The organism is Kribbella sp. NPDC051770 (assembly GCF_040681455.1).
Lineage (GTDB): Bacteria > Actinomycetota > Actinomycetes > Propionibacteriales > Kribbellaceae > Kribbella.
Genome location: NZ_JBFAYT010000008.1, coordinates 140,222 through 166,296, shown reverse-complemented (window position 1 = coordinate 166,296; position 26,075 = coordinate 140,222). Strand labels below are relative to the sequence as shown.

Here is a 26,075-nt window from a genome sequence, read left to right as displayed (position 1 = left end):
AACCAGTGGCAGGGTGGAACGCGTGCCCCCGAAACGCTTCCCCCGCCGTCTGGCCCGCGCCCCGATCCCACTCTTCAAGCACGGCCTCGGCGGCCTGCTCGGCCCCCGCGTCCTGATGCTCCAGCACCGCGGCCGCCGCTCAGGTCTTGCCCGGTACGTCGTACTGGAGGTCGTCGGACGCACCCCAGAGGCAGTCACCGTCGTCTCCGGCTACGCGGGAAAGGCGCAGTGGTTCCGCAACGTGCAGGCAGATCCCGCGGTGCGCGTCTGGACCGGCCGCCGGGTCGACGTCGCCGCACACGCCGAAGTGCTCCCCGCAGACGAGGCGCGCAGCACGCTGGAGGACTACCGCCAACACCACCGTCGAGCCGCCCGCGCCCTCGGCAAGGTGCTCGGCATCGAAGACCTCACCAGCGACGAACCTCTCCCACCGGACATCGCCGACCGGCTCCCCCTCGTCCGGCTCGCGTACGACGACTGATCACCCCGCACGCAGCGCCGCGTAGTCCGCGGCCGTCAGCGGATTCATCGTCAGCGCTCCATCCGCCAGCAGCGCCTCGACCGGCAGGCCGTCGCGTTCGAAGCTGACCTCCTTCACGGTCGGGATCGCCGTCGCCGTCAGCACGATCTGCCCGACCGCGAGCACGTTCTCCGCCGCCGAGCCGTCGGCTTCGCCGGTCAGCCCGATCACCGCGCGGCTCCCCTCCAGCGCCGAGACCGTCAGCTCCAGACCGACAGGCAAGGCCGAGGAGATCCCGCTCGCCCGTTCCCGCTCGGTCGGCCCGGCGACCAGCGCGGCGACGATCGCCGCGAGCCGGTCCTGGGCCGGGCCGTTCGGGACTTCACGCACCGACCGCACCAACCGGTCCTTGCGGACGAAGTTCACCACCACGCTCACCTGCCCGGGCTCCGCGGTCGGCGGCGACGCTTCCCGCGGCAAAGCCGTCTCCCGCAACCGCGACGGCACCACCTCCGGGTCGATCCCCACGGGCGAGTCCTGCGCAGGAACCCCACACCCACCAACCACCAGTACGACGACCGCCAGCCCCCACCGCAGCCTCATCGCTTCACCTCCGGCAGCCGTACGACGAACCGCGCGCCACCCGCCGGTGACGCCTCGCACCACACCGCGCCACCATGCGCAGCCGCCGTCTCCGCCACCAGCGCAAGCCCCAACCCGGTCCCCGACGAGGACCCGCGCCGATTCGGCCCGGTCGCGAACCTCTCGAACACCCGCTCCCGATCTTCCGGCGCCACCCCACCTCCGGCGTCGTCCACCGACACGAGCACGTCCTCCCCCGACCGCCCGATCACCACGCCGGTCACCCCACCGCCGTGCCGATCGGCGTTCTCCACCAGGTTCCGGAACAACCGCCCCAACCGCGCCTTGTCACCGCGAACCTCAACTCCCTCGACCCCGGACACCACCGCGGGATCCCCGCCGATCTCGGCAACGACGTACCGCAAGAGCTCCCCCAGCGACACCGTCGCCTCCGAGCCCAGATCAAGCCCAGCGTCCGACCGCGCCAGCTCCAGCAAGTCGTCCAGCAACCGCCGGAACCGCTCCAGATCCGCCGAGATCAGACCGAGCAACTGCTGCGACCGCTCCGGCAACTCGTCCTTGCGCGCCGTCAGCAGATCCACGCTCCCGACCAGCGTCGTCAACGGCGACCGCAGCTCATGACTCACATCAGCCGCCAGCCGCGCGTCCCGCTCGATCCGCTGCTGCAACGTCTCGACCATACTGTTGAACGAGGCAACAATCGTCGCCAGCTCCGGGTCCTCCGTCGGCGGCAGCCGCGTGTCCAGCTCCCCGCCCGCGATCGTCGCCGCGGCGACCGCCACCCGGTTCAACGGCGTCACCACCGACCGACTCGCCCAAGCCCCCAACGCAGCCCCAGCGCCGGCCGACAAGAACGCGCCGCCGATCAGAATGCTGCTCAGCAGCCGCAAGATCCCGTCCAGCTCGTTCAACGGCGCGATCTCGTAGAACTCCCCGTCCACCGCAGGCAACGGCACCCCCACCACCAGCACCGGCCCATCCGCAGTCCGGAACCGCTGCGTCGAGGCCCTCCCAGCAGCCGCCTCCGCCTGCAGCGCCGCCGGGACCGCCTCGCGCCCCTCGTCCAGCGCCGACCCGTACCACTGCTCCTGCCACTTCAGTACGACGGTGTGCCCGGCCGGCGTACCGGCCGCGGTCAGCACGGCCGACACGTCCGCCCCCGCCGTCTCCAACCGCCGCTGCACGAACCCGGCGTCGGCCAGCGCCTGGTGCTCGACGACCCGCTCCCGCTGCCCGAGCAGGTACCCGCGCGCCAGCGCGTACGTGCTGACCGCGAACACCGTCGAGACCAGCAGCGCCACCAGCGCGAACGCGATCACGATCCGGTGCCGCAGCCCCAGGGCCGCGATCGCGCGGTTCACCGCGGGTCCAGCCGGTAGCCCATCCCGCGCACGGTGACCACCAGCAGCGGGCGCCCCGGGTCGCGCTCGATCTTGGTCCGCAGCCGCCGGATGTGCACGTCGACGATCCGCTCGTCGCCGTAGAAGCCGTGCTCCCACACCGACGACAGCAGCGCCGGGCGGCTCAGCACCCGCCCGGGCGGCCGGGCCAGCTCGGCGAGCAACCGGTACTCCGTGACCGTCAGGTTGAGATCCGCGCCTTGCAGCAGCACCGACCCGCGCGACCGCGACAGCACCAACCGCCGTACCGGATCGGAGTCCAGTACGACGTCCGGTTCGGTCGCCTCCGTGCTGGTCCGCAGCCGGCGCCGCAGCGCGCGCAGCCGTGCGGTCAACTCCTTGACCTGGAAGGGTTTCGTCACGTAGTCGTCGGCCCCTGCCTCGAGTCCGGCGACGATGTCATGGGTGTCGGAGCGGGCGCTGACGATCACGATCGGGATGTCGCTGAGCCGGCGGATCTCCCGGATGCAGGTGTAGCCGTCGACCTCGCCGAGCATCAGGTCGACCAGCACCAGGTCGGGCATCACCGACCGCACCCGGTCCAGGGCCGCGGGCGTGTCGACAGCCTCGGTGACCTGGTGCCCCTCGTCCTCCAGCGCGAGCCGCAGGACGGTGCGGATGCGGTCGTCGTCCTCGACGACCAGGACCTGCAGTGCCATCGAACCATCCTTGCAACCGATCGGTGGCAGCCGCCGCCCGGGGGCGGTCTCGTCATCTGATCGTAAAGAAGGCGCCCGACCGATCTCAACGTGCGCGCGGAAGAGTGGAGAGACCCTGTCAGCGCCGCCGGGAGGTCCGCCATGACACACTCCGTCCACACCCCACCGCCACGGAAGGCGATCGTGACGATCAGCGAGGCCGAGGTCGCCGCCGGCCTGACCGCGTTGCGATGGCAGCTGAACGACCTGGTGATGGACGGCGCGTGCCTGCTGGTGATCGACGTCTCGGACCTGGACCAGATGTCGTCCACGTTGCTCGAGGCCCTGCTCGACACGCACCGGATCTGCCGCCGCCGCGGCGGCGGTGTGGTGATCCGGCACGCCAACCGCCGGGCCGCCGACGCCCTGCACCGGACCGGGCTGGATCGCGTGTTCGAGGTCGAGGCCGCCGCGTGAGCCATCGCAACACCCGCCGGCGCCCGCTGCCGATCTCCCCGACCCGCCGCTGTCTGCGCCGCCCCGGTACGCCGTACTCCCGGCCGGTGCCGCAGACGACCTGCCTGCCGCACGGGGTCGCGATCGCCTGCCTGTCGGAGGACACTCCACGCGCCGGCGTCGACTACGTCGATCTCGCCGTCGTCGAGCTCGACGCCCACACGGCGTACCTGGACGAGCTCACCGGCGCCGGCCTCCTGGTCCTGCCACCCGGCGACGACCAGCCCGGCCCGTCCGCCCTGACCGAGCTCGACGACCTCGGCTGGCTCGTCCTCGACGACGACACCGGCCGGCCCGAGGTCGCCGGCCGCACCCCCGAGGGCAACCTCGCCCTCTGCCTGTACGCCGACTTCGCGATCACCCCGGCCCCCGACCTGGCCGCCCTCCGCAACACCCTGACCGCGCTGAACTACGCCGCGGGCATCAAGCCGAACCCGCGCAGGTAGTCGATCGTCGCCGTCAGTACGGCGTGCAGCGCGGTCGTGTCCCGCCGTACCTGAGTCATCAGCAGCCCGCCCTGCAACGCGGTGAGCAGCACCAGCGCCAGCTCGTCGACGTCGGCCGCCGGGTCCAGCTCACCGCGATCCTGCAGCGAGGCCAGCCCGTCGCGGATCGCCTGCTCCCACTGGCCGAACGTCTCCGCGAGCTCACCGCGCGCCCGGGTGTCCCGGTCGGCCAGCTCACCGGCCAGCGATCCGATCGGGCAGCCGCCTTCGCAGTTGCGGGCCGCCTGCCGCTCGACCACGGCGTCCCGCCAGGCCTCGAGCGCCTCGAAGCTGTCCAGGCGGCTGAGCAGCGGTTTCTGGAAGCTCAGCACGAACTCCGTCTGGTACTGGATCACCGCCTGGACCAGAGCCCGCTTGTCCCCGAAGTAGTGGTAGAGCTGCGAAGGGCTCCGCACCCCCGCTGCCGCGAGCACGTCCTCCGTGCTGGTTCCCGCCACACCCCGCTCGTACATCAGCCCGGCGGCGGCCGCGACGATCCGGCCCCGCGTGGCCTCCCCCTTGGCCGTCAGCTTCCGCTCCACTCCCCTAAGCTAGCATTTCTAGAACCAGCCCTCTATTTTCCGGGAGCAGCTCGTGAGTCTGTCCGGCAAGCACGCCCTCGTCACCGGCGCCGGCCGCGGGATCGGCCAGGCCGTCGCCTGGCAGCTCGCCGCCGCGGGCGTCCGGACGACGCTCGTCGCCCGCACCGAGACCCAGCTGGCCGAGACCGTGGCCCGCATCCACGGCAGCGGCGGCGCGGCGCGGGCCCTCACCGCCGACCTGGCCGAACCCGCCGACGTCCCGGCCCTGCTCGACAAGATCGTTGCCGAGGGCCCGATCGACCTGCTGATCAACAACGCCGCGACCGTCGCCCCGCTCAGCCCGAGCGCGCGTGTCGACCCGGAGGCCTGGGCCCACGCCTTCGCGCTGAACGTCGTCAGTCCCGCGACGCTGACCTTCGCCGTCCTGCCGGGCATGCTGTCGGCCGGCTGGGGCCGGATCGTCAACGTGAGCAGCGGCGTCGTGGCCAACCCCGCGAGCCTGATCGGCGGCAACGCGTACGTCGCGACCAAGGCCGCGCTGGAGGCGCACACCCTGAACCTGGCCGCCGAGCTGAGCGGCACCGGCGTGACCGTCAACGTCTACCGTCCCGGGACCGTCGACACCGCGATGCAGGCCGGTATCCGCAGCGAAGGCGGCGGCCGCCTCGACGCGGCGACGCACGAGCGCTTCCTCACCACGCACGCCGAGGGCCGGCTGATCACCCCCGAGGAGTCGGCGCGGGCGCTGGTCGACCAGCTCGGCGGCGACGCGTCCGGCCAGATCTGGAACGCCCCTTCGAGAGCGCGGAGCTGATCGCATGACCCACGTCCTCGCCTTCGACGTCAACGAGACACTGCTCGACCTGCAGGCCCTCGATCCCCGCTTCGAGGAGCTGTTCGGTACGGCGGCCACCCGGCCGCTGTGGTTCGGCCAGATGCTGCAGCTCGCGTTCGTCGGCGGGCTGACCGGCGCGTACGTCGACTTCACCACCGCGCAGCAGGCGGCGCTCCGCATGCTCGCGGAGCGGCAGGGCGTCGTACTGTCCGACGAGCAGGTGAACGAGACCGTCGCCCTGATGTCGTCGCTGCCGCCGCACCCCGAGGTCCCCGAGGCGCTGGCGCGCCTGGCCGGTACGCCGTTGCGGCTGGTCGCGCTGACGAACTCGGTGCAGGACGTCGCCGAGCAGCAGCTGACCAACGCGGGGATCCGGCAGTACTTCGACCGGGTGATCTCCGCCGACACCGTGCGGCACCTCAAGCCCGCGCGGGAGCCGTACCAGGCGGTGGCGGACGCGTTCGGCGTACCGATCGGCGAGGTCCGGTTGATCGCCGCGCACAGCTGGGACGTCACCGGTGCGCTCGAGGCCGGGTGCAAGGCGGCGTTCATCAGCCGGCCGGGGATGGTCCTCAGCCCGCACGGACCGCGGCCCGACCTGGTCGGCGGCGACCTGGCCGTGCTGACCGACTCGATTCTGGAGCGGGATCTCCCGGTGACCTGATCGCCGGTGGGGCAAAATGGGGTCAACGACAAGGCGGACCTGGGAGACCGATGTGGCGACGCTCGACCCTGTGAACGGTGTGGCGGCCGACGTGTTCGCGCGGCTCGCGGTGGAGCTGCACGACGCGTCCGGGGTCGACGAGACCGTCGACGCGGTGGTGCAGTTCGCGTTGCAGGCGCTGAACTGCACGTACGCCGGGCTGGCGCTCGCCGCTCGCGGGCACCGCGCTGAGATCGCCGCCGTGACCGACCCGGTCGTCGCCGACGTCTACACGTTGCAGATCGACGCCGAGGACGGCCCGCTGATCACCTCGATGCGGGAGCGCTCGACGATCCTGATCCGGGACACCCTGACCGACGAGCGCTGGCCGAAGTGGGCCGCGAAGGTCTCCGGGCTCGGTGTGCGCAGCGTGCTCGACGTACCGCTGATGCTCGGGGACGGCTCCCGGACCGTCGGCGCGCTCGGCCTCTACAGTCCGGACGCCGACGCGTTCGGGCCCGACGACGAGGCGATCGCGCAGATCCTCGCCCGGCACGCGACGGTCGCCGTCGCGACCGCGCGGCACGAGGAGACGATGGCGCAGGCGATCGACGCCCGCAAGCTGGTCGGGATGGCGATGGGCATCCTGATGGAACGCTTCGACGTCGACAGCGACCGCGCGTTCGCGATCCTCAAGCGCTACTCCCAGGACACCAACACCAAGCTGCGCGACGTCGCGCAGCAGCTCGTCGACACCCGCACGCTGCCGCGCTGATCACGCACGCTGCAACGCTGGTCGGCCCGCCCGCCCCTCCGACCTGACCACCCAGCGGCCCGCGCGTTGATCACCCCGCCATCGAGTCGGCCAGCTTCCTCGCGTCGTCCTGGGTGAACTGCCCGGAGATCTCGATCTCCCCACCGGGGATGGCCGAGGCCACCGACGGCGCGCTGATCACCTGACCGTCGACCACGATCGCGATCTGGTTGGCCGGCGGGCTCTTCGTGGCCAGGTCGGCGGTGAGGTCCCCGAACAACTTCTTGCCGGCCTCGTCGAGCTGCAGCGTCACCACCCACGACCCGTTGGAGAACTTCTCGGCCGCATCCGAAACGTTCCGCCCGTTCAGCTCGACCTTGCCCAGCGTGTAGCTCGTCTTGTCCACCCCACAGACGATCCCCGGCGTCGACGGCGGCGTCGCGCACCCGTCCGGCGTCGCGGTCACCACCCGGTGGAAGGCGACAGCGTCCGGGTTCCGCGGCCCACGCGTCGGCTCCGACTCCGCGCCGCTGTCGTCGTTGCGCATCACCACCAGCAGCGTCAGCGCGATCAGGACAACGACCACCAGTCCGAGCACCCCGATCACGATCAACGGCCCCCGGTTGCGGGGCGGAGGACCGTACTGCGGTGGCTGGTACGGCGGCTGCTGCGTCATGGGCCGATCCTATCGGCGGATGCGCCGAGGCGCGCCGAAACCCCTTGTGCTGCATCAATTCCCGCCTGCACGTTGCTGCAGAAACACTTCTCGAACTCCGCACGGGCGGGTCACAGTCCCAGCACCACACACCCGCCCGACCCAGTGGAGCAAACCGTGAAGAAACTCCTGGCCGGCCTCGCCGGCGCCGCCGTGCTCGCGGCCACCCTGAGCACCGCACCGGCAGCGGTCGCCGTCCCACCGACGCCGACGTTCCCGGCCGCGATCGACCCCTACATGGCGGCCCCGGCACCGGGCTGCGACCCGACCGCGAAGGCCGGACCGGTTAGCCTGCAGGCGATGCTGGACGCGGAGTACCCCGGCCAGAACAGCATGGGCATCACCCGCCCGTGCGCGGTCGGCGCACCGAGCGACCACCACGACGGCCGCGCGCTCGACTTCGGCTTCAACGCCGGCAACGCGACCCAGCTGGCCAAGGCCAACGAGCTGCTGAACTGGATGCTGGCCACCGACCAGTACGGCAACAAGCACGCGATCGCCCGCCGGCTCGGCATCGTCTACCTGATCTGGAACCACAAGATCTGGTCGGCCTCCCGGGCAAGCGAGGGCTGGCGAGCCTACTCCGGCCCGAACCCGCACACCGACCACATCCACTTCAGCTTCAGCTGGCCCGGCGCGCGCAAGCAGACGACGTGGTGGACCAGCGGCGGTGTCGCGCCGAAGGCCGCCGAGAGCGTCAACGGCGACAAGTACGACGACCTGCTGGCCGTCGACCCGGACAACACGCTGCGGATCTACCCCGGGAACGCGACCGGCACCTTCGGCGGTTCGGCCGACATCGGGCCGGGCTGGTCGTCGTACTACAACCGGATCGGCGTCGGCGACTCCAACGCCGACGGTGCCGCGGACATCTTCGCGACGTCGACCGACGGCAAGCTGCACTACTGGCACAACTCCGGCCACGGCACCTTCACCAAGCTGGCCAACTCCGGCACCGGCTGGAACACGCTGGAGTGGTTCACGGTCGTCGACCTCAACAAGGACAACAAGGCCGACATCGTCGGGCGCGACGGCGGGTTCCTGTACTGGTACCCGGGCCAGGGCAACGGCGACTTCGGCCAGCGGATCAAGATCGGCGAGGGCTGGGCGAACATGGAGTTCGCCGGTGGTGACGCCGACGGCGACGGGGACGGCGACCTCTGGGCGACCGATGCCGCGGGCAACCTGTTCTTCTACAGGGGCGCCGGCAACGGCACCTTCGCGACCCGCGTCGACGTCGGCGGCGGCTGGACCGGCTTCGGCCCGATGAACGCGATGGACGTCAACGGCGACGGCAAGGCCGACCTGGTCGCGGTCAAGCAGAGCGACGGGCACCTGTTCCGCTGGACCGGCAAGGGCACCGGTGCGCTGAACACCGGCCAGGACGTCGGCCAGGGCTGGACCAACTACCGACCCGCGATGTTCTGAGGACGCCGACCATGAGCCTGTTCAAGCGTTCTCTGGCCGGACTGGCCCTCACCCTGCTCACCGTCGCCGGTACGGCGGTCAGCCTGCCCGCGTCGGCCCAGGTCGACGCGAAGCCGGACTTCGAGCTGCCGTTCCCGTGCGGCGAGAAGTGGAACGGTGCGACGTACACCGGGCACGGCGGGGACAACTACTACCCGCTCGACTTCAACTGGGGTTCCGGCGACGACGACCTCGGCAAGCCCGTCGTCGCCAGCGCGGCCGGTGTCGTTTCGCTGGGTGCGGCCGGGGTGATCACGATCAACCACGGCGGCGGGTGGACGTCGGAGTACAGGCACCTCAGCTCGCGTGACGTCGCCAGCGGCACGCAGGTCGCCCGGGGCCAGTTCATCGGCCGAGTCGGTGCCGTGGGCAACGCGAGCGGACCGCACCTGCACTACGCGCAGCTCTACAACGGCAACGAGCAGCACATCGAGCTGCACGGGCAGCTGGTCACGTACAGCTTCGACTACAACGGCCCGCTCTTCACGAGCTACAACTGCGGCGTCACCAACCGTCCGGCCGAGAGCGTCAACGGCGACCGGTACGACGACCTGCTGGCCGTCTCGCCGGGCAACGTGCTGCGGCTCTACCCCGGCCGCTCCGACGGCGAGTTCGGCGGTTCGTCGGACATCGGGCCGGGCTGGTCGTCGGCGTACAACCGGATCGGTGTCGGTGACAGCAACGCCGACGGGTACGCCGACATCTACGCGACCTCCACCGACGGGAAGCTGCACTACTGGCTCAACAACGGCGCCGGGAGCTACTCGAAGCTCGCGGCCGAGGGCGTCGGGTGGAACTCGCTGGAAGGGTTCGCGGTCCTCGACGTCAACAAGGACGACAAGGCCGACATCGTCGCGCGCGACGGCGGGATCCTGTACTGGTACCCCGGCGCCGGGCCCGGTTCGTTCGGGCAGCGGATCCGGATCGGTGAAGGCTGGTCCTCGATCACGACGCTGGCCGGCGGGGACGCCGACGGTGACGGGGACGGCGACCTGTGGGGCAGCAACGCCGCGGGCACGCTGTACTTCTGGGAGGGCAACGGCAACGGGACCTTCGCGGCGTACACCGAGGTCGGATCCGGCTGGGACAACTTCGGCAAGTTCAACGTGATGGACGTGAACGGCGACAGCAAGGCCGATCTGGTGGCCGTGCGCGAGAGCGACGGGCACCTGTTCCGGTGGCTCGGCAAGGGCACCGGCTCGCTGAACACCGGTGAGGACGTCGGGCAAGGCTGGACCGGGTACCGGCTGGCCAGCTACTGACCCCCATGTGACCGGCTGACGGTGCCACGCCCCCGGCGCCGTCAGCCGCTCCACCTCTGAGCGCAGTGACATGATGGGGGCGTGCCACGATCCACAGCCGGTCAGACCGGGCGTCCCCCGGTGACGTCCCGCCCCGAGATCCTCGCGGCGGCGCGGCGGCTGATCGACCGGGACGGCTGGGAGAAGCTGACCATCCGCGGGCTGGCCGGCGAGCTCGGAATCGGCGCGACGACGCTCTACCACCACGTCCGCGACAAGGAGGACCTGCTCCTCCTGCTCCTCACCGAGTACGCCGCCCAGCTGCCGCGCCCCGAACTCCCCGCCGACCCGCGCGACCGGATCGTCGCGGCGGGCGTCCTCATCCACGACGCGTTCGCCGCGTGGCCGTGGGCCGCCGAGGTGCTCACCACCGACGGCTTCATCGCCCGCATCGGCGACCCGGCGCTGTGGGTGGTCGAAACCATCCTGGCCGGCGCCGCCGACCACGGCTGTACGCCGGAGCAGGGCGTCCTGGTCTTCCGCAACATCTGGTACTTCACCGTCGGCGAGATCCTGGTCCGCGCGAACACCGCCCGCCGGCACCCCGACGCCGACTTCCCACCCGCCGAGAACAGCCCTTTCACCGGCGGCGGCAGCGAGCACCTCCCGTACCTGACGGCCGTCGCACCGCAGTGGGGTGAGATCGCTCAGGCGAACACCTTCGCCCAGGGCCTCACCGCCCTGGTCGACGGCCTGCTCGCCCAGGCCAAGCCCTAGGCTGACCCCGTGCAGAGCGAACCCAGCTGGCGAGACCGCCGCCGCGAGGCCGCAGCCGAACAAGCCGCCGCCCTCGACCGCCGCCGCGCCACCGAAACCGCCGCCGCCCGAGCCCTGCTGCTGGACTTCGTCGCCGACGCCCAGGCGGCCGGCATCACCCCCGGCCCCCTCCGCGCCCAGGTCATCAGCTCCGGCGCGAGCTACCGCACCAACCTCACCGGCTGGTACCTCAAACGCAACAAGTCCCTCGCAGTCGATGCCGAAGGCAACTTCTACCTGCTCGGCGTCCACTCCAGCCTCAAGTCCCGCCTCTCCGGCGTCGAGATCGAGCCCTCCGACCCGCCCCTCACCGTAGGCCTCGGCGCCCGCGACGGCGAGTCAATGCCCCTCAAACACCTCCTCGCCCTCCGCCTCGAAGCCGGCAACAACTGGTCCTGACCAGCGCTGCACCTCCGGCGAGTTTCCAGTGCGTCCGCAACCCGGAGAAGCTCCGCCCGTGGGCGGTCAGCTGAGGCCGCGGCGGGAGCGCCCGGACTCCACCGTCAGCTCAGGCCGGCCGCGTAGAACGCCGCCAGCTCCTTGATCGCCGGGTCGACGTACTCGGGCTTGTCGTACAGATCCACGTGCGATGCCCCTTCCACCCAGTGCACCCGCTTCGGCTCGGTCGCGAGCCGGAACGCCTCGACGGTCATCCACGCCGTCTCCGCCCGCGTCCCCACGAGCATCAGCAGCGGCTGCTGGATCAGCCCCACCCCGGCGAACGCGTCGAACGACGCCATCCGGTCGAAGCTCGACCACGGCATCACCCCGGCCGACCGCGGGTGCCCGCCGCGCGCCGTGCGGTAGTAGTCGAACCCCTCGACCGCGTGCTCCCCACCGAGCGCCCGCGCCTCCTCAGCGGTCGCGGGGAACAGCGTCAGCGGCTCGACGGCCTCACCCCGAGCGGCGGCCGTACGAGCGGAAGCGGCGGTGTCGAGCATCGCCTGGAACACCGCCGGGTCCTGCGTCCCATCGGCACCAAAGCGGAACTGCCGAGCGATGTCAGCGGCGCTCACCGTCGCGACCGCCTTGATCCGGTGATCGCCCGCAGCAGCACTCAGGAGGTACCCACCGGACGCACAGATGCCCAGGGCACCGATCCGCTCAGCATCGACCTCAGTACTCAGGAACGACACCGCCGCCTTAAAGTCCTCCACGCGCTGCGCCGGATCCTCCAACCCCCGCGGCTCCCCCGCGCTCTCCCCCTGGTACGCCGCGTCGAACGCGAGCGTCACGAACCCCTCCTCGGCCAGCTTCCGCGCGTACAACCCGGCCGCCTGCTCCTTCACCCCGGTCCCCGGATGCCCGACCACAATCGCCGGCCCCGCCGCGTTCTCGGGAACGTACAGATCCCCCGCGAGGGCGAACCCGTTGCTGTCGAAAGTCACGCTGTGTTTGTCCATGCCCCTACCGTCGCGCCGCCCAGCACACCCCAAAAGAGCCGGATTCCTGCCTGGGAAAGATCCTTCCCTGCCAACCACGCCGCGACCGACCGACAATGGAGCCATGACCGACGAACTGGGTCCCTTCCTCAAAGCGCGCCGCGCCGCGCTCTCGCCGTACGAGGTCGGCCTGCCGGACACCGGTCAGCGCAAGGTCGCGGGACTGCGCCGCGAGGAGGTCGCACAGCTCGCCGCGATCAGCGTCGACTACTACACCCGCCTCGAGCAGGGCCGCGTCCAGGCCTCCGCGACCGTGCTCGCCACGCTCAGCCGCGCGCTCCGCCTGACCGACGACGAGCAGACCTACCTGTACGCCGTCGCCGGCAAGACCGACGCCCGCCCGCGCCGTCGGCGCCCGGCGCAGAAGGTCCGCCCGGCGATCCGCCGGCTGCTCGACCAGCTCGGCCGGACCCCGGCGATCGCGCTCGGCCGCCGGATGGACGTGCTGGCCTGGAACCACACCGCCGCCGCGCTGTTCACCGACTTCGGCCGGCTTCCTGTTGCCCACCGCAACTACATCCGGCTGCTCTTCACCGACCCGGCGGTCCGGGCGCTGCACGTCGACTGGCAGCACGACGCCCGCGACGCCGTCGCCGCGCTCCGGATGGAGGCCGCCGCGACACCCGACGACCCGGCGCTGGCCCAGCTCGTCGGCGAACTCTCGGTGCAGGACGCCGACTTCCGCAGCTCGTGGGCCGAGCAGCGCGTCAACGCGGCGGCGTACGGGACGAAGCACTACCGGCACGCCGTCGTCGGCGATCTCACCCTCGACTGCGACATCTGGGTGAGCCCCGACGGGAGCGGGCAGCGGCTGATGGTGCTCACCGCCGAGCCCGCCACACCGTCGTACGACGCGCTGCAGATCCTCGGGTCCTACTCCAGGAACGCCGCGGCCATCCCCACCTGGTAGTCCCCGCCGGGGACCTTGGCGATGATGTTCATCCGGTTGGCGGCGTTGATGAACGCGACCAGGCAGATCAGCGTGCCGAGCTCGTCCTCGTCGAAGTGCTTGCGGGCCGTCGCCCAGGTCTCGTCGCTGACGCCGTCGAACGCGTCGGCGAGGCGGGTGCCCTGCTCGGCGAGTGCGAGCGCCGCCCGCTCGGGCTCGGTGAACACGGTCGCCTCGCGCCACACCGCGACCATGTTCAGCCGGTGCTCGCTCTCGCCCGCGGCGACGGCCTCCTTGGTGTGCATGTCCACGCAGGCGGCGCAGCCGTTGATCTGGCTGACCCGCAGCTGAACGAGCTCGCGCAGGTCCCGCGGGAGCGGGGACTGCTCGAACACCAGCGCCGCTCCGGCGAACCGCTTCGCGATCTTGCCGGAGGTCGGGGCGGCCAGCAGGTTGATCCGGGATTCCATGAGTTCGTCCTCTCTCGGTGCTTTCGGTTGCCCACGAGACACCGGCTGCCCGGAGCCCGTGACAGCCCGCCGACGTGACCTGGGCCTCACGGGAAAACCGGTGGAAGGCACGCCAGGCGCTCTGGTAGCGTCGCGGGTCTGTCTTTTCGGGTGGGTTGTTCGCACTGCGTGAAGGATCGAAACGAACCGGGTGCTCCGGGGCGGGATCTCGTTGATCGCCGCCGACCCCCGTCGTTTCCCTCCAGCACGAGAGGTTGCACACCGATGGCCGAAACCCCTACCGACTCCGCCGAGCTGCAGGACGAGCGCGCGTACCTGGCCGACTCCCGCGCCGCGCTGCGCCGGATGCACCACGACGTCACCGTCCGCGAGATCCCCGTGATCGGCGGCGAGGACAACGACGAGCGGTTCACCAACGAGGCCAACCAGCGCGCCCACCAGCAGCGCACGCTGGCGCTGCTCGACCTGCCCGACGTGCCGCTGTTCTTCGGCCGGCTCGACTACGAGCACGGCGCGATCGAGGACCTGGACCGGTTCTACATCGGCCGCCGGCACGTGCACGACGGGACCGGCGTACCGATGGTGATCGACTGGCGGGCACCGGTCTCGGTCCCCTTCTACCGGGCCACGCGCAGCGATCGGCAGCACGTGCTGCTGCGCCGCCGGTACGGGTTCTCCGACACCGCCGAGCTGACCGGTTTCGAGGACGAACCGATGATCGGGACCGAGGAGCTCGACCAGGCCGACAAGTTCCTGCGAGCCGAGATCGAGCGTCCGCGCACCGGCCCGATGCGCGACATCGTCGCCACCATCCAGCCCGAGCAGGACGACCTGGTCCGCGCGCCGCTCCAGCCGAGCGTCTGCGTCCAGGGCGCTCCCGGCACCGGCAAGACCGCAGTCGGGCTGCACCGGGTCGCGTACCTGCTCTACACCGAGCGGGACCGGCTCAGCCGCGGCGGCGTCGTGATCGTCGGGCCGAACCGCTCGTTCCTGTCGTACATCCGCAAGGTGCTGCCCGCGCTCGGTGAGGTGAACGTCCGGCAGATCACCATCGAGGAGTTGATCACCCAGCCGGTGCTCGCCGTCGACTCGTCCGAGGCGGCGCGGCTCAAGGGTGACGCCCGGATGGCCGAGATCCTGCGGCGAGCGCTCTGGACCTTCGTCGGTACGCCGACCGAGGGGATCCTGTACAGCAAGGGGTCGCAGCGGTACCGCGTGCACGACTACGAGCTGGTCGACATCGTGACGGCGCTGCGGGAATCGACGCGGTACACGCCCGGCCGGAACGCACTCGCGCAGCGGATCGCGCACGCCGTACTGGTGCTGATGGAACGCCGGGGCGAGTCGCCTGACGACCGCGTGCAGAACGCGGTGGCTCGGTCGAAGCCGGTCAAGCAGGTGGTCGACGCGGTGTGGCCGAAGTTGACGCCGGAGCTGGTGCTGTGGAAGGTGTTCTCGGACGCCGACTTCCTGAAGACGGTCGCGCCGGAACTGACCGACGAGGAGCGGCAGGCGCTGGTCTGGGCGAAGGCGCCACGGTCGGCGAAGACGGCGAAGTGGTCGAGTGCGGACGCCGTACTGCTGGACGAGTTGGACGACCTGATCGAGCGGCATGCGGGGTCGCTCGGGCATCTGGTGCTCGACGAGGCGCAGGATCTCTCGGCGATGCAGCTGCGGGCGCTCGGCCGGCGGTGCCGGACCGGGTCGGCGACGGTGCTCGGGGATCTCGCGCAGGCGACGACGGCCTGGGCGGCCGGTCCGTGGGATCAGGTCCTGGCGCATCTCGGCAAGGACGACGGGATCGTGGCCGAGCTGGATCGCGGGTTCCGGGTGCCGGAGCAGATCATCGACTTCGCGGCCCGGCTGCTGCCGGCGATCGCGCCGACGCTGGGGACGCCGACCGGGGTCCGGACGGTCGCCGAAGCGCTGAAGGTCGTTGCCGCGGACAAGGAAACCTTCGAGCCCGCGGTGCTGACCGCCTGCCGGGAGGCGCTGGCCGGCGTCGGCTCGGTCGCGCTGATCGCCGCCGACGACCAGGTCGAGGCCCTGCGCGAGGTCCTCACGTCTGCAGGCCTGGAAGCTGCGCTGCTTGGTGCTGTCGAGGACGCGATGGACACGACCCGGCTGGTCTGCGTGCCCGCGACGCTGGCCAAGGGTCTGGAGTTCGACGCGGTGGTGGTCGCCGAGCCGAACCGGATCGTGGCAGCCGAACCCCGGGGCCTGCACCGCCTGTACGTCGTACTGACCCGCGCGGTGAGCCGGCTGCAGATCGTCCACGCGGAGGAACTCCCCGCAGCCCTGCGCTAGCGGGACTCGGGGGCTCCCCCGGGGTTCCCCTGCCCTGGTTCAGGTCTTTCCCGGTTACCTCCGCCCACGGCCGAGCAGCAGGGTGGATCACATGATGATCCCCCTGCTGGCGACCGCGATGATCGCGGCGCCGCTTTCTGCCCCTGATCTCCAGCACGAGGTGGACGCGGTGGTCGCCGCCGGAGCAACCAGCGCGACCGCCGAGCTCAGCACCGGCGAGCGTGCCTCCAGCGGCGCCGCCATCGCGGGCACGCACCTTCCCGTCCCCTCCAACGCCCGCTTCCGGATCGGCAGCGAGACCAAGACCTTCCTCGCGACCGTCGTCCTCCAGCTCGTCGACGAGGGCAAGCTGCGCCTCGACGACCACGTCGACACCCTGATGCCCGGCGTCGTCCCGGACGACCGCATCACCGTCCGTCAGCTCCTCAACCACAGCAGCGGCCTGTACGAAGTACTCCGGACGATGCCTTCACCGAGATCAGCCGAGTTCCTGGAGATCCGCTACAAGACCTGGACCACCGCCGAGCTCGTCGCCCGCGCGACGGCGTACCCGCTGGACTTCGCGCCGGGCTCCAAGGTGGCCTACAACAACACCGGCTACCTCGTCCTCGGCCTGCTCGTCGAGAAGCTCACCGGCCACTCGTACGCCGACGAGATCGACCACCGCATCATCCGCAAGCTCCACCTCACCGGCACGAGCGTCCCCGGCACGTTCCCGTTCATCCTCGCCCCGCACGCCCGCGGCTACCTCCCGATCGACGGCCGCCTGGTCGACATCACCACCGTCAACCCGTCGATCCTGAACGCGGCCGGCGAGATGATCTCCACCACCCGCGACCTGAACCGCTTCTTCCTCGCCCTGCTCAACGGCGACCTGCTCCCACCCGACCTGGTGCACGAGATGAAGCAGACCGCCCACGAGTCCCAGTACGGCCTCGGCCTGATCAGTCGCGACACCTCCTGCGGCACCGCCTGGGGCAAGGACGGCGACGCGCCGGGTTACTCGACGTGGACCTTCGTCGCGCCGGACAACCACCGCAGCGTCACCGTCTCGGTCACCTGGGGCGCCGGCAACCACAAGGCCGCCGTCAACGCGCTGCTCGACAAGGAGCTGTGCGACTAACGTCGTACCAGCCGAACGTGGGTCACCGCGGGTGAGCTGAGGTGCCGCACCACCTCGTACTGCTTCAGCGCGTCCCCGAGGCCGGCGAACAGCGGTTCGCCGGCCCCGGCCAGGATCGGCGCGACCGCGATGTCGAGCTGGTCGATCAGCCCGGCCCGCAGGTACTGCCGGACCGTCGCCGCACCACCCGCGATGATCACGTCCTTGTCCCCCGCGGCCGCCCTGGCCTTGTCGAGCACGACCTCGATCGGCTCCTGGGTGAAGTGGAAGGTCGTCCCGCCCTCCATCGCAACGTCCGCCCGCGGGTGGTGCGTGAACACCCACACGTCGTGGTGGTACGGCGGGTTGGGCCCCCACCAACCGGTCCACGACTCGTCCGGCCACTCACCGCGCACCGGCCCGAACATGTTCCGGCCCATGATCGTCGCCCCGAACGCGTCCCGGTCCAGCCCGACCTCGGCGTCGAGCCCGGTCGCGGTGTCGTCGAACAGCGGGTCCATCCAGTCGTGCAGGTGGTCGACCCCGTCGCCGAACGGTTCCTCCAGCCGCTGGTTCGTCCCCGCCCCGAACCCGTCGAGCGTGATCGTGAAGTTGTGAACACGTACCTTGCCCATGATCGTTCCCTCCGATGAAGTGGTCTGACACCCGTTGGTCGGAGCCGCCCCACCCGCTTTGACATCTAAACTGACCAGATGCCGAGCCGCAGAGCCAAGGTTGCCGACGTGCACGAGGTCGCGCTCGGGATGCCGCACGTCACGGTCGAGAAGGGCGGCTCCGGCAACCCCGTCTACCAGGTCGGCGGCAAGTCGTTCGTGTTCTTCCGGACCCCGCGGCCGGACGCGTTCGACCCGGACACCGGCGAGCGGTACGACGACGTGATCGTGATCTGGGTCCCGTCGGAGGACGACAAACTCGCCCTGGTCGAGGACGAGCGCAGCCCGTTCTTCAGTACGCCGCACTTCGACGGCCACCTGTCGGTGCTCGTCCGCGCCGGCGAGCTCGGCGGCCTGTCCCGCCAGGAGCTGGCCGAGGTGATCCAGGACGCGTGGCTCTCGCGCGCCTCCAAGCGCCGGGCGACCACCTGGCTGGAGGAGCACCGGCTGGCCTGATCCCGGGCTATCGTCCAGGGGAACTCGGGGAGGCACAGTCGTGACAGCAGGAACCGCGGTCGTACTGGTGATCGGTCTGGTGGTCGCCGCCGCCGTCGTCGGGGGCATCATCGCCCTGGTCCGCCGCCAGCAGTACATCAAGTCGCTGCGCGAGCGCGGCTGGACGTTCGTGAACAGCCCGGACTTCGGCACCGTCGCGCGGCTCACCAACCCGCCGTTCGGGCTCGGCTTCCGCCGTGACCCCGACGACCAGATCAGCGGGAACACCGCGTCCGGCCGCCCGTTCCAGGTGATCGAGTACAAGACCGAGAACTGGAAGGGCTGGGTCGCGATGGTAACCCTGTCCCGGCGGCTGCCCGAGCTGTGGGTGATGGGCGGCGAGGCCCGTCCCCGCTGGGGCGTGGAGGCGACGAAGATGCCGTCGCCGGGCGCGCTCGGTCCCGCGTGGCAGATCGGCGCGCTCGATCCGGCGTACGCCGGGGAAGTGCTCACGCCGCAGGTCTGCAACCAGCTCAACGGACTGGCGGCCGGAATGCCCGGCCTCAGCCTCGGGATCGACGGCGACCAGCTGACCGTGCTCGACCCGCCGCGCAAGGAGGTCGACCAGCTCGGCCCGTGGCTGGAGCAGCTCGCCGCGGTCGCCGACGCGATCGACGCGACCCCGCTCGACCACCGGATCCAGCCGGAACAGCAGCCGCGGCTGTCCTTCTACCACCACCCGGACTGGTACTGGGTGGGTGTCGACGACAGCCTGCTCGACGTCACCCCGTCGTCCCGGGCCGGGCACAGCCACCGGACCGAGAACGTGATCCGCGGCCGGGACGGCGACGGGCCGCCGTTCGTCGCGTTCACCCACCACTGGCAGACCACGCGCACCGAGAGCTACACCGACAGCGAGGGCCGGACCCAGACGCGGACGGTGACCGAGAACCACAGCGAGGCGATCCTCGGCTTCCAGCTGCCCTGCCGGATGCCGGAGCTGACCGTCTCCGGCCGGACGTTCGGGCGCGGGATCAGCTTCGAGAGCGAGCAGTTCAACGACCAGTTCAAGGTCACCGCGCCGAGCACCAAGTTCGCCTACGACGTGATCCACCCGCGCCAGATGGAGTTCCTGATGGCCAGCTCGCCGGCGCCGTTCCGGATCGCCGACGACTGGGCCTGGTTCTCCCCCGGCGAGCACAGCCAGCAGTCGGTCGCGCACAGCTCGCGGTTCCTGCGCGAGTTCCTGGCCGGCGTCCCGCGGTTCGTCTGGCGCGACCTCGGGATGTCTGATGCGCCATACCCACGCCTGGACCCGGTGGCCCCGGGCAGTTAGGTCTCTCACACCCGGTCACATCCGGGCCCCGGGCGCGGTCCTCTGGGTAGTAGGCACAACCCCCGCGCTACCCAGAGGAGCACCGCCGTGACCGTGACCGAGCAGCAGATCTCCACCTCCGTCCTGGTGATCGGAACCGGCGGTGGCGGCCTGCGCGCCGCCATCGAGCTCGCCGAGCAGGGCGTCGACGTCTTTGCCCTGGGCAAACGATCGCGGGGCGACGCGCACACCTCGCTGGCGGCCGGCGGGATCAACGCGGCACTCGCGACGATGGACCCCGAGGACACCTGGCAGCAGCACGCCGCCGACACGCTGCGCGAGAGCTACCTGCTGGCCAACCCGGTCACTGTCCAGATCGTCACCGAGCAGGCCGCCCGCGGCATCGCGGACCTGGAGCGGTACGGGATGCCGTTCGCGCGTGAGGCCGACGGCCGGATCTCGCAGCGGTTCTTCGGCGCGCACACCTACCGGCGTACGGCGTTCGCCGGGGACTACACCGGTCTGGAGATCCAGCGCACGCTGGTCAACCGCGCCCTGCAGCTGAACGTGCCGATCCTGGACACCGTGTACGTGACCCGGATCCTGACCAAGGACAACCGGGTCTTCGGCGCGTACGGCTTCGACCAGGTGACCGGCAAGCGGTACCTGATCCGTGCCGACGCGGTGATCCTGGCGGCCGGCGGCCACACCCGGATCTGGCGGCACACCTCGTCACGCCGCGACGAGAACACCGGCGACTCGTTCCGGCTCGCGGTCGAGGCCGGCGGCCGGATCCGCGACCCCGAGCTGGTCCAGTTCCACCCGTCCGGCCTGATCGAGCCGGAGAACGCGGCCGGCACGCTGGTCTCCGAGGCCGCCCGCGGCGAGGGCGGCCAGCTGCGCAACGCGTCCGGCGAGCGCTTCATGGCCCGGTACGACGCGGAGCGGATGGAGCTGTCGACGCGGGACCGCGTCGCGCTGGCGGCGTACACGGAGATCAAGGAAGGCCGCGGGACCGCGCACGGCGGCGTCTGGCTGGACGTCTCGCACCTGCCGCGGGAGACGATCATGCGGCGGCTGCCGCGGGTGTACCAGACGCTGCTCGAGCTGCAGATGCTCGACATCACCAAGGAGCCGATCGAGATCGCGCCGACCGCGCACTACTCGATGGGCGGCGTCTGGGTCCGGCCCGAGGACCACGGGACCGGCGTCGACGGCCTGTACGCGATCGGTGAGGCGGCCAGCGGGCTGCACGGCGCCAACCGGCTCGGCGGCAACTCGCTGATCGAGTTGATGGTGTTCGGCCGGATCGTCGCCGAGGACGCGGCCCGGTACTCCAACGGGCTGCAGCGCCAGGAGCGCTCGGCCGAGGCGGTCGGCGAGGCGCGCGCCGAGATCGACGGGCTGCTGGCCAGCGACGGCGAGGAGAACGTCCGCGCCCTGCAGCGGGCACTGCGGAACACGATGACGACGCGGGCGGGCGTCGTACGGGACGAGGAAGGGCTGACCGCCGGTCTCGACGAGCTGTCCGAGGTCGAGCAGCGGATGGGCGACCTCGGCGTGCACCCGGACATCGCCGGCTTCCAGGACCTCGCGCACGCCTTCGACCTCAAGGCGTCCGCGCTGGCCTCGCGGGCGACCCTCGAAGCCGCCCTCGTACGCCGGGAGACGCGCGGCTGCCACAACCGCTCCGACTACCCCGAGCTGGACGAGAAGCTCCAGGTCAACCTGGTCTGGTCCGGGCCTGGGCAGGTCGAGCAGGAGGAGATCCCGGCCGTCCCGGCCGAGCTGAGCGCGCTGATGCGCGAGGTGTCCAGCGAGGGCAAGCTCGTGGAGTGAACTTGTTCGCCGGCGCTGTCACAGGGCCCGGGGCCTTCCTGTCTTAGCTGGTGACCGGACGGCAACGAGCGCCGCCGGCGGACAGGAAGGCTTCACATGAAGGTCGTGGTCATCGGCGGTACTGGTCTGATCGGTTCGAAGATCGTCGCGAAGCTCGGCGAGCACGGCCACGACGCGGTCGCGGCCGCGCCGAGCACCGGCGTCGACACGCTGACCGGTGCCGGGCTGGCCGAGGCGCTCACCGGCGCCGACGTGGTGGTCGACGTCTCGAACGCCCCGGTCTGGGAGGACGCCGCGGTGCTGGAGTTCTTCGAGACCTCGACCCGCAACCTGCTCGCCGCGGAGCGGGCGGCCGGCGTACGGCACCACGTCGCGCTGTCGGTGGTCGGCACCGAGCAGCTGCTGGACAGCGGCTACTTCCGGGCCAAGCTCGCCCAGGAGAAGCTGATCGAGAGCGCGGAGGTGCCGTACTCGATCGTCCGGGCCACCCAGTTCTTCGAGTTCGTCCCGAGCATCGCCGACGCCTCCACCGTCGGGGACGCGGTGCACCTCAAGCACGTGTTCTTCCAGCCGATCGCGGGCGCCGACGTCGCCCAGGCCGTCGGCCGGACCGCCGTCGGCGAGCCCCTGAACGGCACCGTGAACGTGGCCGGCCCGGAGCGCTTCCGGATGGACGACTTCTTCCGCGAGGTCCTTGCCAACAGCAACGACTCGCGCCAGGTGGTCACCGACCCGAAGGCCGTCTACTACGGCATCTCCCCCACCGAGTACGCCCTGGTCCCCGGCGACGACGCCCAGCAGGGCGGCACGGCGTACGCGGACTGGCTGCGCGACAACTCCTGATCGTCCCCCACTCCGGAAGGAACTCCCATGGGTGTTTGGCAGACCGCACTGACCGTCCTGCAGGAAGCTCAACCGCCGGTCATCCCCGACGGCGCCCACGCGATGACCGTCGTCATCGAGTACCCGCCGGGTGACCCCGGCGCTCCCCCGCACCGCCACCCCGGCGGCCCCGCCTTCGGCTACGTGATCGAGGGCGAGATGCGCTTCGAGCTGGAAGGCGAACCCGAGCGCGTCATCCGCGCCGGCGAGGCCTTCTGGGAGCCCGGCGGCGACGTCATCCACTACTCCGACGGCAACGCCAGCGACCAGTCGACGCTGCGCTTCACCGTCACCATGCTCTGCGACCCGACCCAGCCGATGCTGGTCGTCGTCGAGGAAGCCGAGCTCGAGCAGCGCAAGCACCTGCGCGCCGCCCGCCCGTCCTGACCAGCTGAGAGGAACGAGACTGTGGAGTTGGAGGAGCTGCGGGAGCACCTGCAGTGGGCGATCGAGCTGGAGCACGCGACGTTGCCGCCGTACCTGGTGGCGCTCTACTCGCTCGACCCGGAGCGCAATCCGGATGCCGTGCAGCTGGTGGGCAGTGTGTTCGCCGAGGAGATGATTCATCTCGCGCTGGCGGCGAATCTGCTCAACGCGGTCGGTGGGCAGCCGCGGCTGGACACCCCGGCGATCCTGCCCGGGCACCCGCGGACGATGCCGCACGGCGACAAGTCGCTGGAGCTGTCGCTGGTGCCGTTCGGGCCCGAGGCGCTGGAGATGTTCCTCCGGCTGGAGCAGCCGGCACCGCCCGGCTCTCCGGCCGAGGGTGACAGCTACGAGACGATCGGGCAGTTCTACTCGGCGATCGAGGACGGGCTGCGGGAGCTGACCGAGCGGCTCGGCGAGGCGGCGGTGTTCACCGGCGACCCGTCGTACCAGCTGACCGCGGGACCGTTCGCGCACAGCACCGGCAAGCTGACGGCGGTCACCGATCTGGCGTCGGCGCTCGCCGCGCTGGAGGAGATCGTCGAGCAGGGCGAGGGTACGTCGCGCGGCGAGGTCTGGGACGGGGATCAGGACGTCTTCCACCCCGAGCGCGCCGAGGTGGGGCACTACTACCGCTTCCAGGAGCTCGCTCAGGGCCGGCGGTACCAGCGCGGCGACACCCCACGCTCGGGGCCGACCGGCGACAAGCTGACGGTCGACTTCGACGGCGTACTGCCGATGCGGCGCAACCCGGAACTGGCCGAGCCGGGGAGTCCGATCCGGGCCGCTCAGGACGCGTTCAGCAAGACGTACCAGGGGCTGCTCGCGCAGCTGCAGCTCGCGTTCAACGGGACACCGCAGCAGCTCGGGCCGTCGATCGGCGCGATGTACACGCTGAAGGCGCAGGCCCAGGCCCTGATGGCGATGCCGTACGACGACGGCACCACCGCGGGACCGGTGTTCGGCTGAACGTTTGACCGTTGGGTACGTGTGCCGGTCGAAGCGCAATGACCGCGGTCCGGAGAAGAGGCCGCGCCGTGACGACTCCGTCGCGAGGTCACGATGATGCACACCGCCGTACCCACCAACTGCACCTCGGCCGAGGACCGCGCGCTGCGCGAGTCGGCCACCCGGGAGCTGCTCGAAGCCCGTTCCCGGGCCACTGATCCCGGGGAGCGGCAGCGGCTGCTCGAACGGGTCGCCGAGCTCAATCTCGAGATCGCCCGCGGGATCGCACAGCGGTTCCGCGGGCGCGGGGTCGAGGACGACGACCTGGAGCAGGTCGCCTGCCTCGGACTGATGAAGGCCGTCCGCAACTACCGTGTCGACGACGGCGTCCCGTTCATCGGGTACGCCGTCCCGACGATCCGCGGCGAGGTGAAGCGCTACTTCCGCGACTGCAGCTGGACGGTCCGGATCCCGCGCCGGCTGCAGGAGCTGCAGGGCAAGATCGCGGGCGCGTTGCCGCAGCTGGAGCAGGAGCTCGGGCGGGAACCGACGCTGGAGGAGATCGCGGCCAAGGTCGGCGCGGAGGTCGACGAGGTCACCCAGGCCGAAGGAGCGCGCGGATGTTTCACCGTGCTGTCGCTGGACCGCCCGGCCGGGCACGGCGACCACGACCTGGCGCTCGCCGACGTGATCGCCGACCCCGAGGACCCGCAGCTGCACCGGTTCGAGGCGACCGAGATGCTGTCGCCGCTGCTCACCGAGCTGGACGCCCGGGACCGGGAGATCCTCGAGCTGCGGTTCGTCGAGAACTGGAAGCAGGCCGACATCGGCCACAAGCTCGGGATCAGCCAGATGCAGGTCTCGCGGTTGCTGACCCGCATCCTGACCGGCCTGCGCACGCAGCTCCAGCCCACCGGAGCCGCCGCCTAGTGCGTCACGCCCCAGTCGTCAAGACCTAGCGAGTCCGTGCACACGCACGCCTTGTTGCCGTCGGCGTCGGCGAGGACCACGAACGAAGGGGCCTCGCTGTCGTCGACGATCGTCGCGCCCGCGGCGACCGCGGCGGCGATCCGCTGCTCGGCGTACTCGGGCGCGACCCACACGTCGAGGTGGAACCGCTGACGCGGCGTCTCATGCGCGTCGGTGTCCTGGAACCACAGGATCGGCACCCGCCCGGTCGCGTCCCGTACGTCGTTCCCGGGCGTCCCCCGCCCGGACGCCGCGGTGTCGCCGGTCAGCAGCGCCGCCCACATCGGCGCGACCTTCGCCGCGTCGGCGGTGTCCAGCGCCAGCTCGATCGTCGTGATCCCGGCCGGGTCGGCCTTCACACCCTGCGTCGCCGCGATCTCGGTGATCTGCTGCGCGAGCTCCAGGTCCTTCCGCGTCGTGTACTCGACGACGTGCTCGACCCCGTTCGCGACGTACACCGCGTCGTCGCTAATCAGCTTGAGATCCACGAACGTGTCACCCAGCGTCACCCGAGGCTGGTGCCCGGCCGCCGTACCGGCGTCCGCGACCGCGCTCACGAACCGCGCGCCGGCGCCGAAGTCCGCCACGACGTACCGCGCGTGCATCCCCTGCCCGAGCTTGCGCCAGTCGGCCAGCTTCGCCGCCGCGATCTGCTCTCCAGTCATCATCTCCATGGCCGCGACCCTAACCGCCGTCCCGGACACTCGGCTTCCGCAATCAGACCCGTGCACAGAACGCTCACAAGACGTGAACATCCGCCTGGCACCGTCGGCTCCGGTCGCGCGCGTGCGCGCCCGGAACGAGGGAGATCAGCGGTGGATTTCAAGCTCGAGGTCGTGGTGGTCCCGGTCGCGGACGTCGACAAGGCCAAGGCCTTCTACCAGCAGCTGCGGTGGCGCGAGGACGCCGACTTCACGGTCGGCGACGGCTTCCGAGTCGTCCAGTTCACCCCGCCGGGCTCGGAGTGCTCGATCATCTTCGGCACCGGTGTCACCAACGGTGAACCCGGCTCGCTGCAGGGCCTGCAACTCACGGTCAAGGACGTCGTCGCGGCCCGCGAGCACCTGCTCGGCCTCGGCATCGAGGTCTCCGGCGTCTGGCACGACGCCGACGGCGTCTTCCACCACGCCGGTACGGCGAACCGCGTGGACGGCCCCGACGCCGACCGCCGCGACTACGGCTCCTGGCTGTCCTTCGAGGACCCGGACGGCAACGGCTGGTTCCTGCAGGAGATCGTGAACCGCGCGCCGGGGCGCTGACCC

General features: G+C 70.9%; 30 protein-coding genes. 21 read left to right on the top strand and 9 right to left on the bottom strand.

Annotated elements, in window-relative coordinates:
* Positions 1-22: 22 nt before the first annotated feature.
* Entirely contained in the window at positions 23-481 is a 459-nt protein-coding gene (locus AB0M01_RS25850) for a nitroreductase family deazaflavin-dependent oxidoreductase (RefSeq protein ID WP_363673781.1), read from the top strand.
* Here the strand turns inward: AB0M01_RS25850 and AB0M01_RS25845 are convergent, their stop codons facing one another.
* Genes AB0M01_RS25845 through AB0M01_RS25835 form a run of 3 tightly spaced genes read right to left on the bottom strand, consistent with a single transcriptional unit; the run spans position 482 to position 3,122 of the window.
* Complete coding sequence (locus AB0M01_RS25845; RefSeq protein ID WP_363673779.1) at positions 482-1,063, bottom strand: GerMN domain-containing protein; 582 nt, start codon at positions 1,061-1,063, stop codon at positions 482-484.
* On the bottom strand, positions 1,060-2,424 hold the full coding sequence (locus AB0M01_RS25840; protein WP_363673777.1) for a HAMP domain-containing sensor histidine kinase: 1,365 nt from the start codon (positions 2,422-2,424) through the stop codon (positions 1,060-1,062). Before AB0M01_RS25840 ends, AB0M01_RS25845 begins: the two co-directional genes overlap by 4 nt.
* Entirely contained in the window at positions 2,421-3,122 is a 702-nt protein-coding gene (locus tag AB0M01_RS25835) for a response regulator transcription factor (protein ID WP_363673775.1), read from the bottom strand. The genes AB0M01_RS25840 and AB0M01_RS25835 overlap by 4 nt, the downstream gene beginning before the upstream one ends.
* Positions 3,123-3,263: 141 nt before the next feature.
* On the opposite strand from AB0M01_RS25835, the gene AB0M01_RS25830 reads away from it, so the two are divergent.
* Together AB0M01_RS25830 and AB0M01_RS25825 are read left to right on the top strand one after the other, a co-directional pair.
* Complete coding sequence (locus AB0M01_RS25830) at positions 3,264-3,578, top strand: STAS domain-containing protein (protein WP_363673773.1); 315 nt, start codon at positions 3,264-3,266, stop codon at positions 3,576-3,578.
* Positions 3,575-4,063, top strand: coding sequence for a hypothetical protein (locus tag AB0M01_RS25825; protein ID WP_363673771.1), 489 nt, complete (start codon positions 3,575-3,577; stop codon positions 4,061-4,063). The genes AB0M01_RS25830 and AB0M01_RS25825 overlap by 4 nt, the downstream gene beginning before the upstream one ends.
* Here AB0M01_RS25825 and AB0M01_RS25820 read toward each other — a convergent pair.
* Positions 4,027-4,644, bottom strand: a complete 618-nt coding sequence (locus AB0M01_RS25820; protein ID WP_363673769.1) for a TetR/AcrR family transcriptional regulator — start codon at positions 4,642-4,644, stop codon at positions 4,027-4,029. The genes AB0M01_RS25825 and AB0M01_RS25820 overlap by 37 nt on opposite strands.
* 52 nt (positions 4,645-4,696) lie before the next feature.
* Between AB0M01_RS25820 and AB0M01_RS25815 the strand changes: the two genes are divergently transcribed.
* The 3 genes from AB0M01_RS25815 to AB0M01_RS25805 are packed head-to-tail and all read left to right on the top strand — an operon-like array spanning position 4,697 to position 6,897.
* Positions 4,697-5,458: an SDR family oxidoreductase gene (locus tag AB0M01_RS25815; RefSeq protein ID WP_363673766.1), complete on the top strand. Its 762-nt coding sequence runs from the start codon at positions 4,697-4,699 to the stop codon at positions 5,456-5,458.
* Positions 5,459-5,462: 4 nt separating this feature from the next.
* On the top strand, positions 5,463-6,143 hold the full coding sequence (locus AB0M01_RS25810; RefSeq protein ID WP_363673764.1) for a haloacid dehalogenase type II: 681 nt from the start codon (positions 5,463-5,465) through the stop codon (positions 6,141-6,143).
* 52 nt (positions 6,144-6,195) lie between these two features.
* Positions 6,196-6,897 carry a GAF and ANTAR domain-containing protein gene (locus tag AB0M01_RS25805; protein WP_363673762.1) on the top strand — a complete coding sequence of 234 codons (702 nt, stop codon included), beginning with the start codon at positions 6,196-6,198 and terminating at the stop codon, positions 6,895-6,897.
* 70 nt (positions 6,898-6,967) lie between these two features.
* Here the strand turns inward: AB0M01_RS25805 and AB0M01_RS25800 are convergent, their stop codons facing one another.
* Complete coding sequence (locus AB0M01_RS25800; RefSeq protein WP_363673760.1) at positions 6,968-7,552, bottom strand: hypothetical protein; 585 nt, start codon at positions 7,550-7,552, stop codon at positions 6,968-6,970.
* Between the two features lie 156 nt (positions 7,553-7,708).
* Here AB0M01_RS25800 and AB0M01_RS25795 point away from each other — a divergent pair, with 156 nt between their 5' ends.
* The 4 genes from AB0M01_RS25795 to AB0M01_RS25780 all read left to right on the top strand — a co-directional run bounded on the left by AB0M01_RS25795 (position 7,709) and on the right by AB0M01_RS25780 (position 11,514).
* Positions 7,709-9,019 carry a VCBS repeat-containing protein gene (locus tag AB0M01_RS25795; protein WP_363673758.1) on the top strand — a complete coding sequence of 437 codons (1,311 nt, stop codon included), beginning with the start codon at positions 7,709-7,711 and terminating at the stop codon, positions 9,017-9,019.
* Positions 9,020-9,030: 11 nt separating this feature from the next.
* Positions 9,031-10,320 carry a VCBS repeat domain-containing M23 family metallopeptidase gene (locus tag AB0M01_RS25790; RefSeq protein ID WP_363673756.1) on the top strand — a complete coding sequence of 430 codons (1,290 nt, stop codon included), beginning with the start codon at positions 9,031-9,033 and terminating at the stop codon, positions 10,318-10,320.
* A gap of 81 nt (positions 10,321-10,401) precedes the next feature.
* A complete protein-coding gene (locus AB0M01_RS25785) occupies positions 10,402-11,076 on the top strand; it encodes a TetR/AcrR family transcriptional regulator (RefSeq protein WP_363673754.1) in 675 nt (224 codons plus the stop codon).
* A 9-nt stretch (positions 11,077-11,085) separates the two neighbouring features.
* A complete protein-coding gene (locus tag AB0M01_RS25780) occupies positions 11,086-11,514 on the top strand; it encodes a hypothetical protein (protein WP_363673752.1) in 429 nt (142 codons plus the stop codon).
* 104 nt (positions 11,515-11,618) lie between these two features.
* Here AB0M01_RS25780 and AB0M01_RS25775 read toward each other — a convergent pair whose 3' ends face one another.
* Positions 11,619-12,518 carry an alpha/beta hydrolase gene (locus AB0M01_RS25775; RefSeq protein ID WP_363673750.1) on the bottom strand — a complete coding sequence of 300 codons (900 nt, stop codon included), beginning with the start codon at positions 12,516-12,518 and terminating at the stop codon, positions 11,619-11,621.
* A gap of 103 nt (positions 12,519-12,621) precedes the next feature.
* Here AB0M01_RS25775 and AB0M01_RS25770 point away from each other — a divergent pair, with 103 nt between their 5' ends.
* Positions 12,622-13,467, top strand: coding sequence for a helix-turn-helix domain-containing protein (locus AB0M01_RS25770; protein WP_363673748.1), 846 nt, complete (start codon positions 12,622-12,624; stop codon positions 13,465-13,467).
* Here the strand turns inward: AB0M01_RS25770 and AB0M01_RS25765 are convergent.
* On the bottom strand, positions 13,431-13,916 hold the full coding sequence (locus AB0M01_RS25765; protein WP_363673746.1) for a carboxymuconolactone decarboxylase family protein: 486 nt from the start codon (positions 13,914-13,916) through the stop codon (positions 13,431-13,433). The two genes, AB0M01_RS25770 and AB0M01_RS25765, sit on opposite strands and share 37 nt — an antisense overlap.
* A gap of 264 nt (positions 13,917-14,180) precedes the next feature.
* Here AB0M01_RS25765 and AB0M01_RS25760 point away from each other — a divergent pair, with 264 nt between their 5' ends.
* Entirely contained in the window at positions 14,181-16,223 is a 2,043-nt protein-coding gene (locus AB0M01_RS25760; protein WP_363673744.1) for an AAA family ATPase, read from the top strand.
* A gap of 91 nt (positions 16,224-16,314) precedes the next feature.
* Positions 16,315-17,346 (top strand): serine hydrolase domain-containing protein, encoded by a 1,032-nt coding sequence (locus tag AB0M01_RS25755; RefSeq protein WP_363673742.1) that lies wholly within the window; start codon positions 16,315-16,317, stop codon positions 17,344-17,346.
* On the opposite strand, the gene AB0M01_RS25750 is transcribed toward AB0M01_RS25755, so the two are convergent.
* A complete protein-coding gene (locus tag AB0M01_RS25750) occupies positions 17,343-17,960 on the bottom strand; it encodes a dihydrofolate reductase family protein (protein ID WP_363673740.1) in 618 nt (205 codons plus the stop codon). The genes AB0M01_RS25755 and AB0M01_RS25750 overlap by 4 nt on opposite strands.
* A gap of 78 nt (positions 17,961-18,038) precedes the next feature.
* Between AB0M01_RS25750 and AB0M01_RS25745 the strand changes: the two genes are divergently transcribed.
* The 7 genes from AB0M01_RS25745 (at position 18,039) to AB0M01_RS25715 (ending at position 24,774) form a co-directional block, all read left to right on the top strand.
* Positions 18,039-18,455: an MmcQ/YjbR family DNA-binding protein gene (locus AB0M01_RS25745; RefSeq protein WP_363673738.1), complete on the top strand. Its 417-nt coding sequence runs from the start codon at positions 18,039-18,041 to the stop codon at positions 18,453-18,455.
* A 40-nt stretch (positions 18,456-18,495) separates the two neighbouring features.
* Positions 18,496-19,770, top strand: coding sequence for a hypothetical protein (locus AB0M01_RS25740; protein WP_363673736.1), 1,275 nt, complete (start codon positions 18,496-18,498; stop codon positions 19,768-19,770).
* Between the two features lie 87 nt (positions 19,771-19,857).
* Entirely contained in the window at positions 19,858-21,588 is a 1,731-nt protein-coding gene (locus tag AB0M01_RS25735) for an FAD-binding protein (RefSeq protein ID WP_363673734.1), read from the top strand.
* Between the two features lie 96 nt (positions 21,589-21,684).
* Positions 21,685-22,431 (top strand): SDR family oxidoreductase, encoded by a 747-nt coding sequence (locus tag AB0M01_RS25730; protein WP_363673732.1) that lies wholly within the window; start codon positions 21,685-21,687, stop codon positions 22,429-22,431.
* Positions 22,432-22,458: 27 nt separating this feature from the next.
* Complete coding sequence (locus tag AB0M01_RS25725; protein ID WP_363673730.1) at positions 22,459-22,857, top strand: cupin domain-containing protein; 399 nt, start codon at positions 22,459-22,461, stop codon at positions 22,855-22,857.
* Between the two features lie 21 nt (positions 22,858-22,878).
* Positions 22,879-23,865 carry a ferritin-like protein gene (locus AB0M01_RS25720; RefSeq protein ID WP_363673728.1) on the top strand — a complete coding sequence of 329 codons (987 nt, stop codon included), beginning with the start codon at positions 22,879-22,881 and terminating at the stop codon, positions 23,863-23,865.
* Positions 23,866-23,961: 96 nt separating this feature from the next.
* The gene (locus AB0M01_RS25715) at positions 23,962-24,774 is read left to right on the top strand and encodes a SigB/SigF/SigG family RNA polymerase sigma factor (protein ID WP_363673726.1); all 813 of its coding nucleotides are present in this window, start codon (positions 23,962-23,964) and stop codon (positions 24,772-24,774) included.
* On the opposite strand, the gene AB0M01_RS25710 is transcribed toward AB0M01_RS25715, so the two are convergent.
* Complete coding sequence (locus tag AB0M01_RS25710; RefSeq protein ID WP_363673724.1) at positions 24,771-25,487, bottom strand: VOC family protein; 717 nt, start codon at positions 25,485-25,487, stop codon at positions 24,771-24,773. The two genes, AB0M01_RS25715 and AB0M01_RS25710, sit on opposite strands and share 4 nt — an antisense overlap.
* A 141-nt stretch (positions 25,488-25,628) precedes the next feature.
* Between AB0M01_RS25710 and AB0M01_RS25705 the strand changes: the two genes are divergently transcribed.
* Positions 25,629-26,072: a VOC family protein gene (locus tag AB0M01_RS25705; RefSeq protein WP_363673722.1), complete on the top strand. Its 444-nt coding sequence runs from the start codon at positions 25,629-25,631 to the stop codon at positions 26,070-26,072.
* Positions 26,073-26,075: the final 3 nt, after the last annotated feature.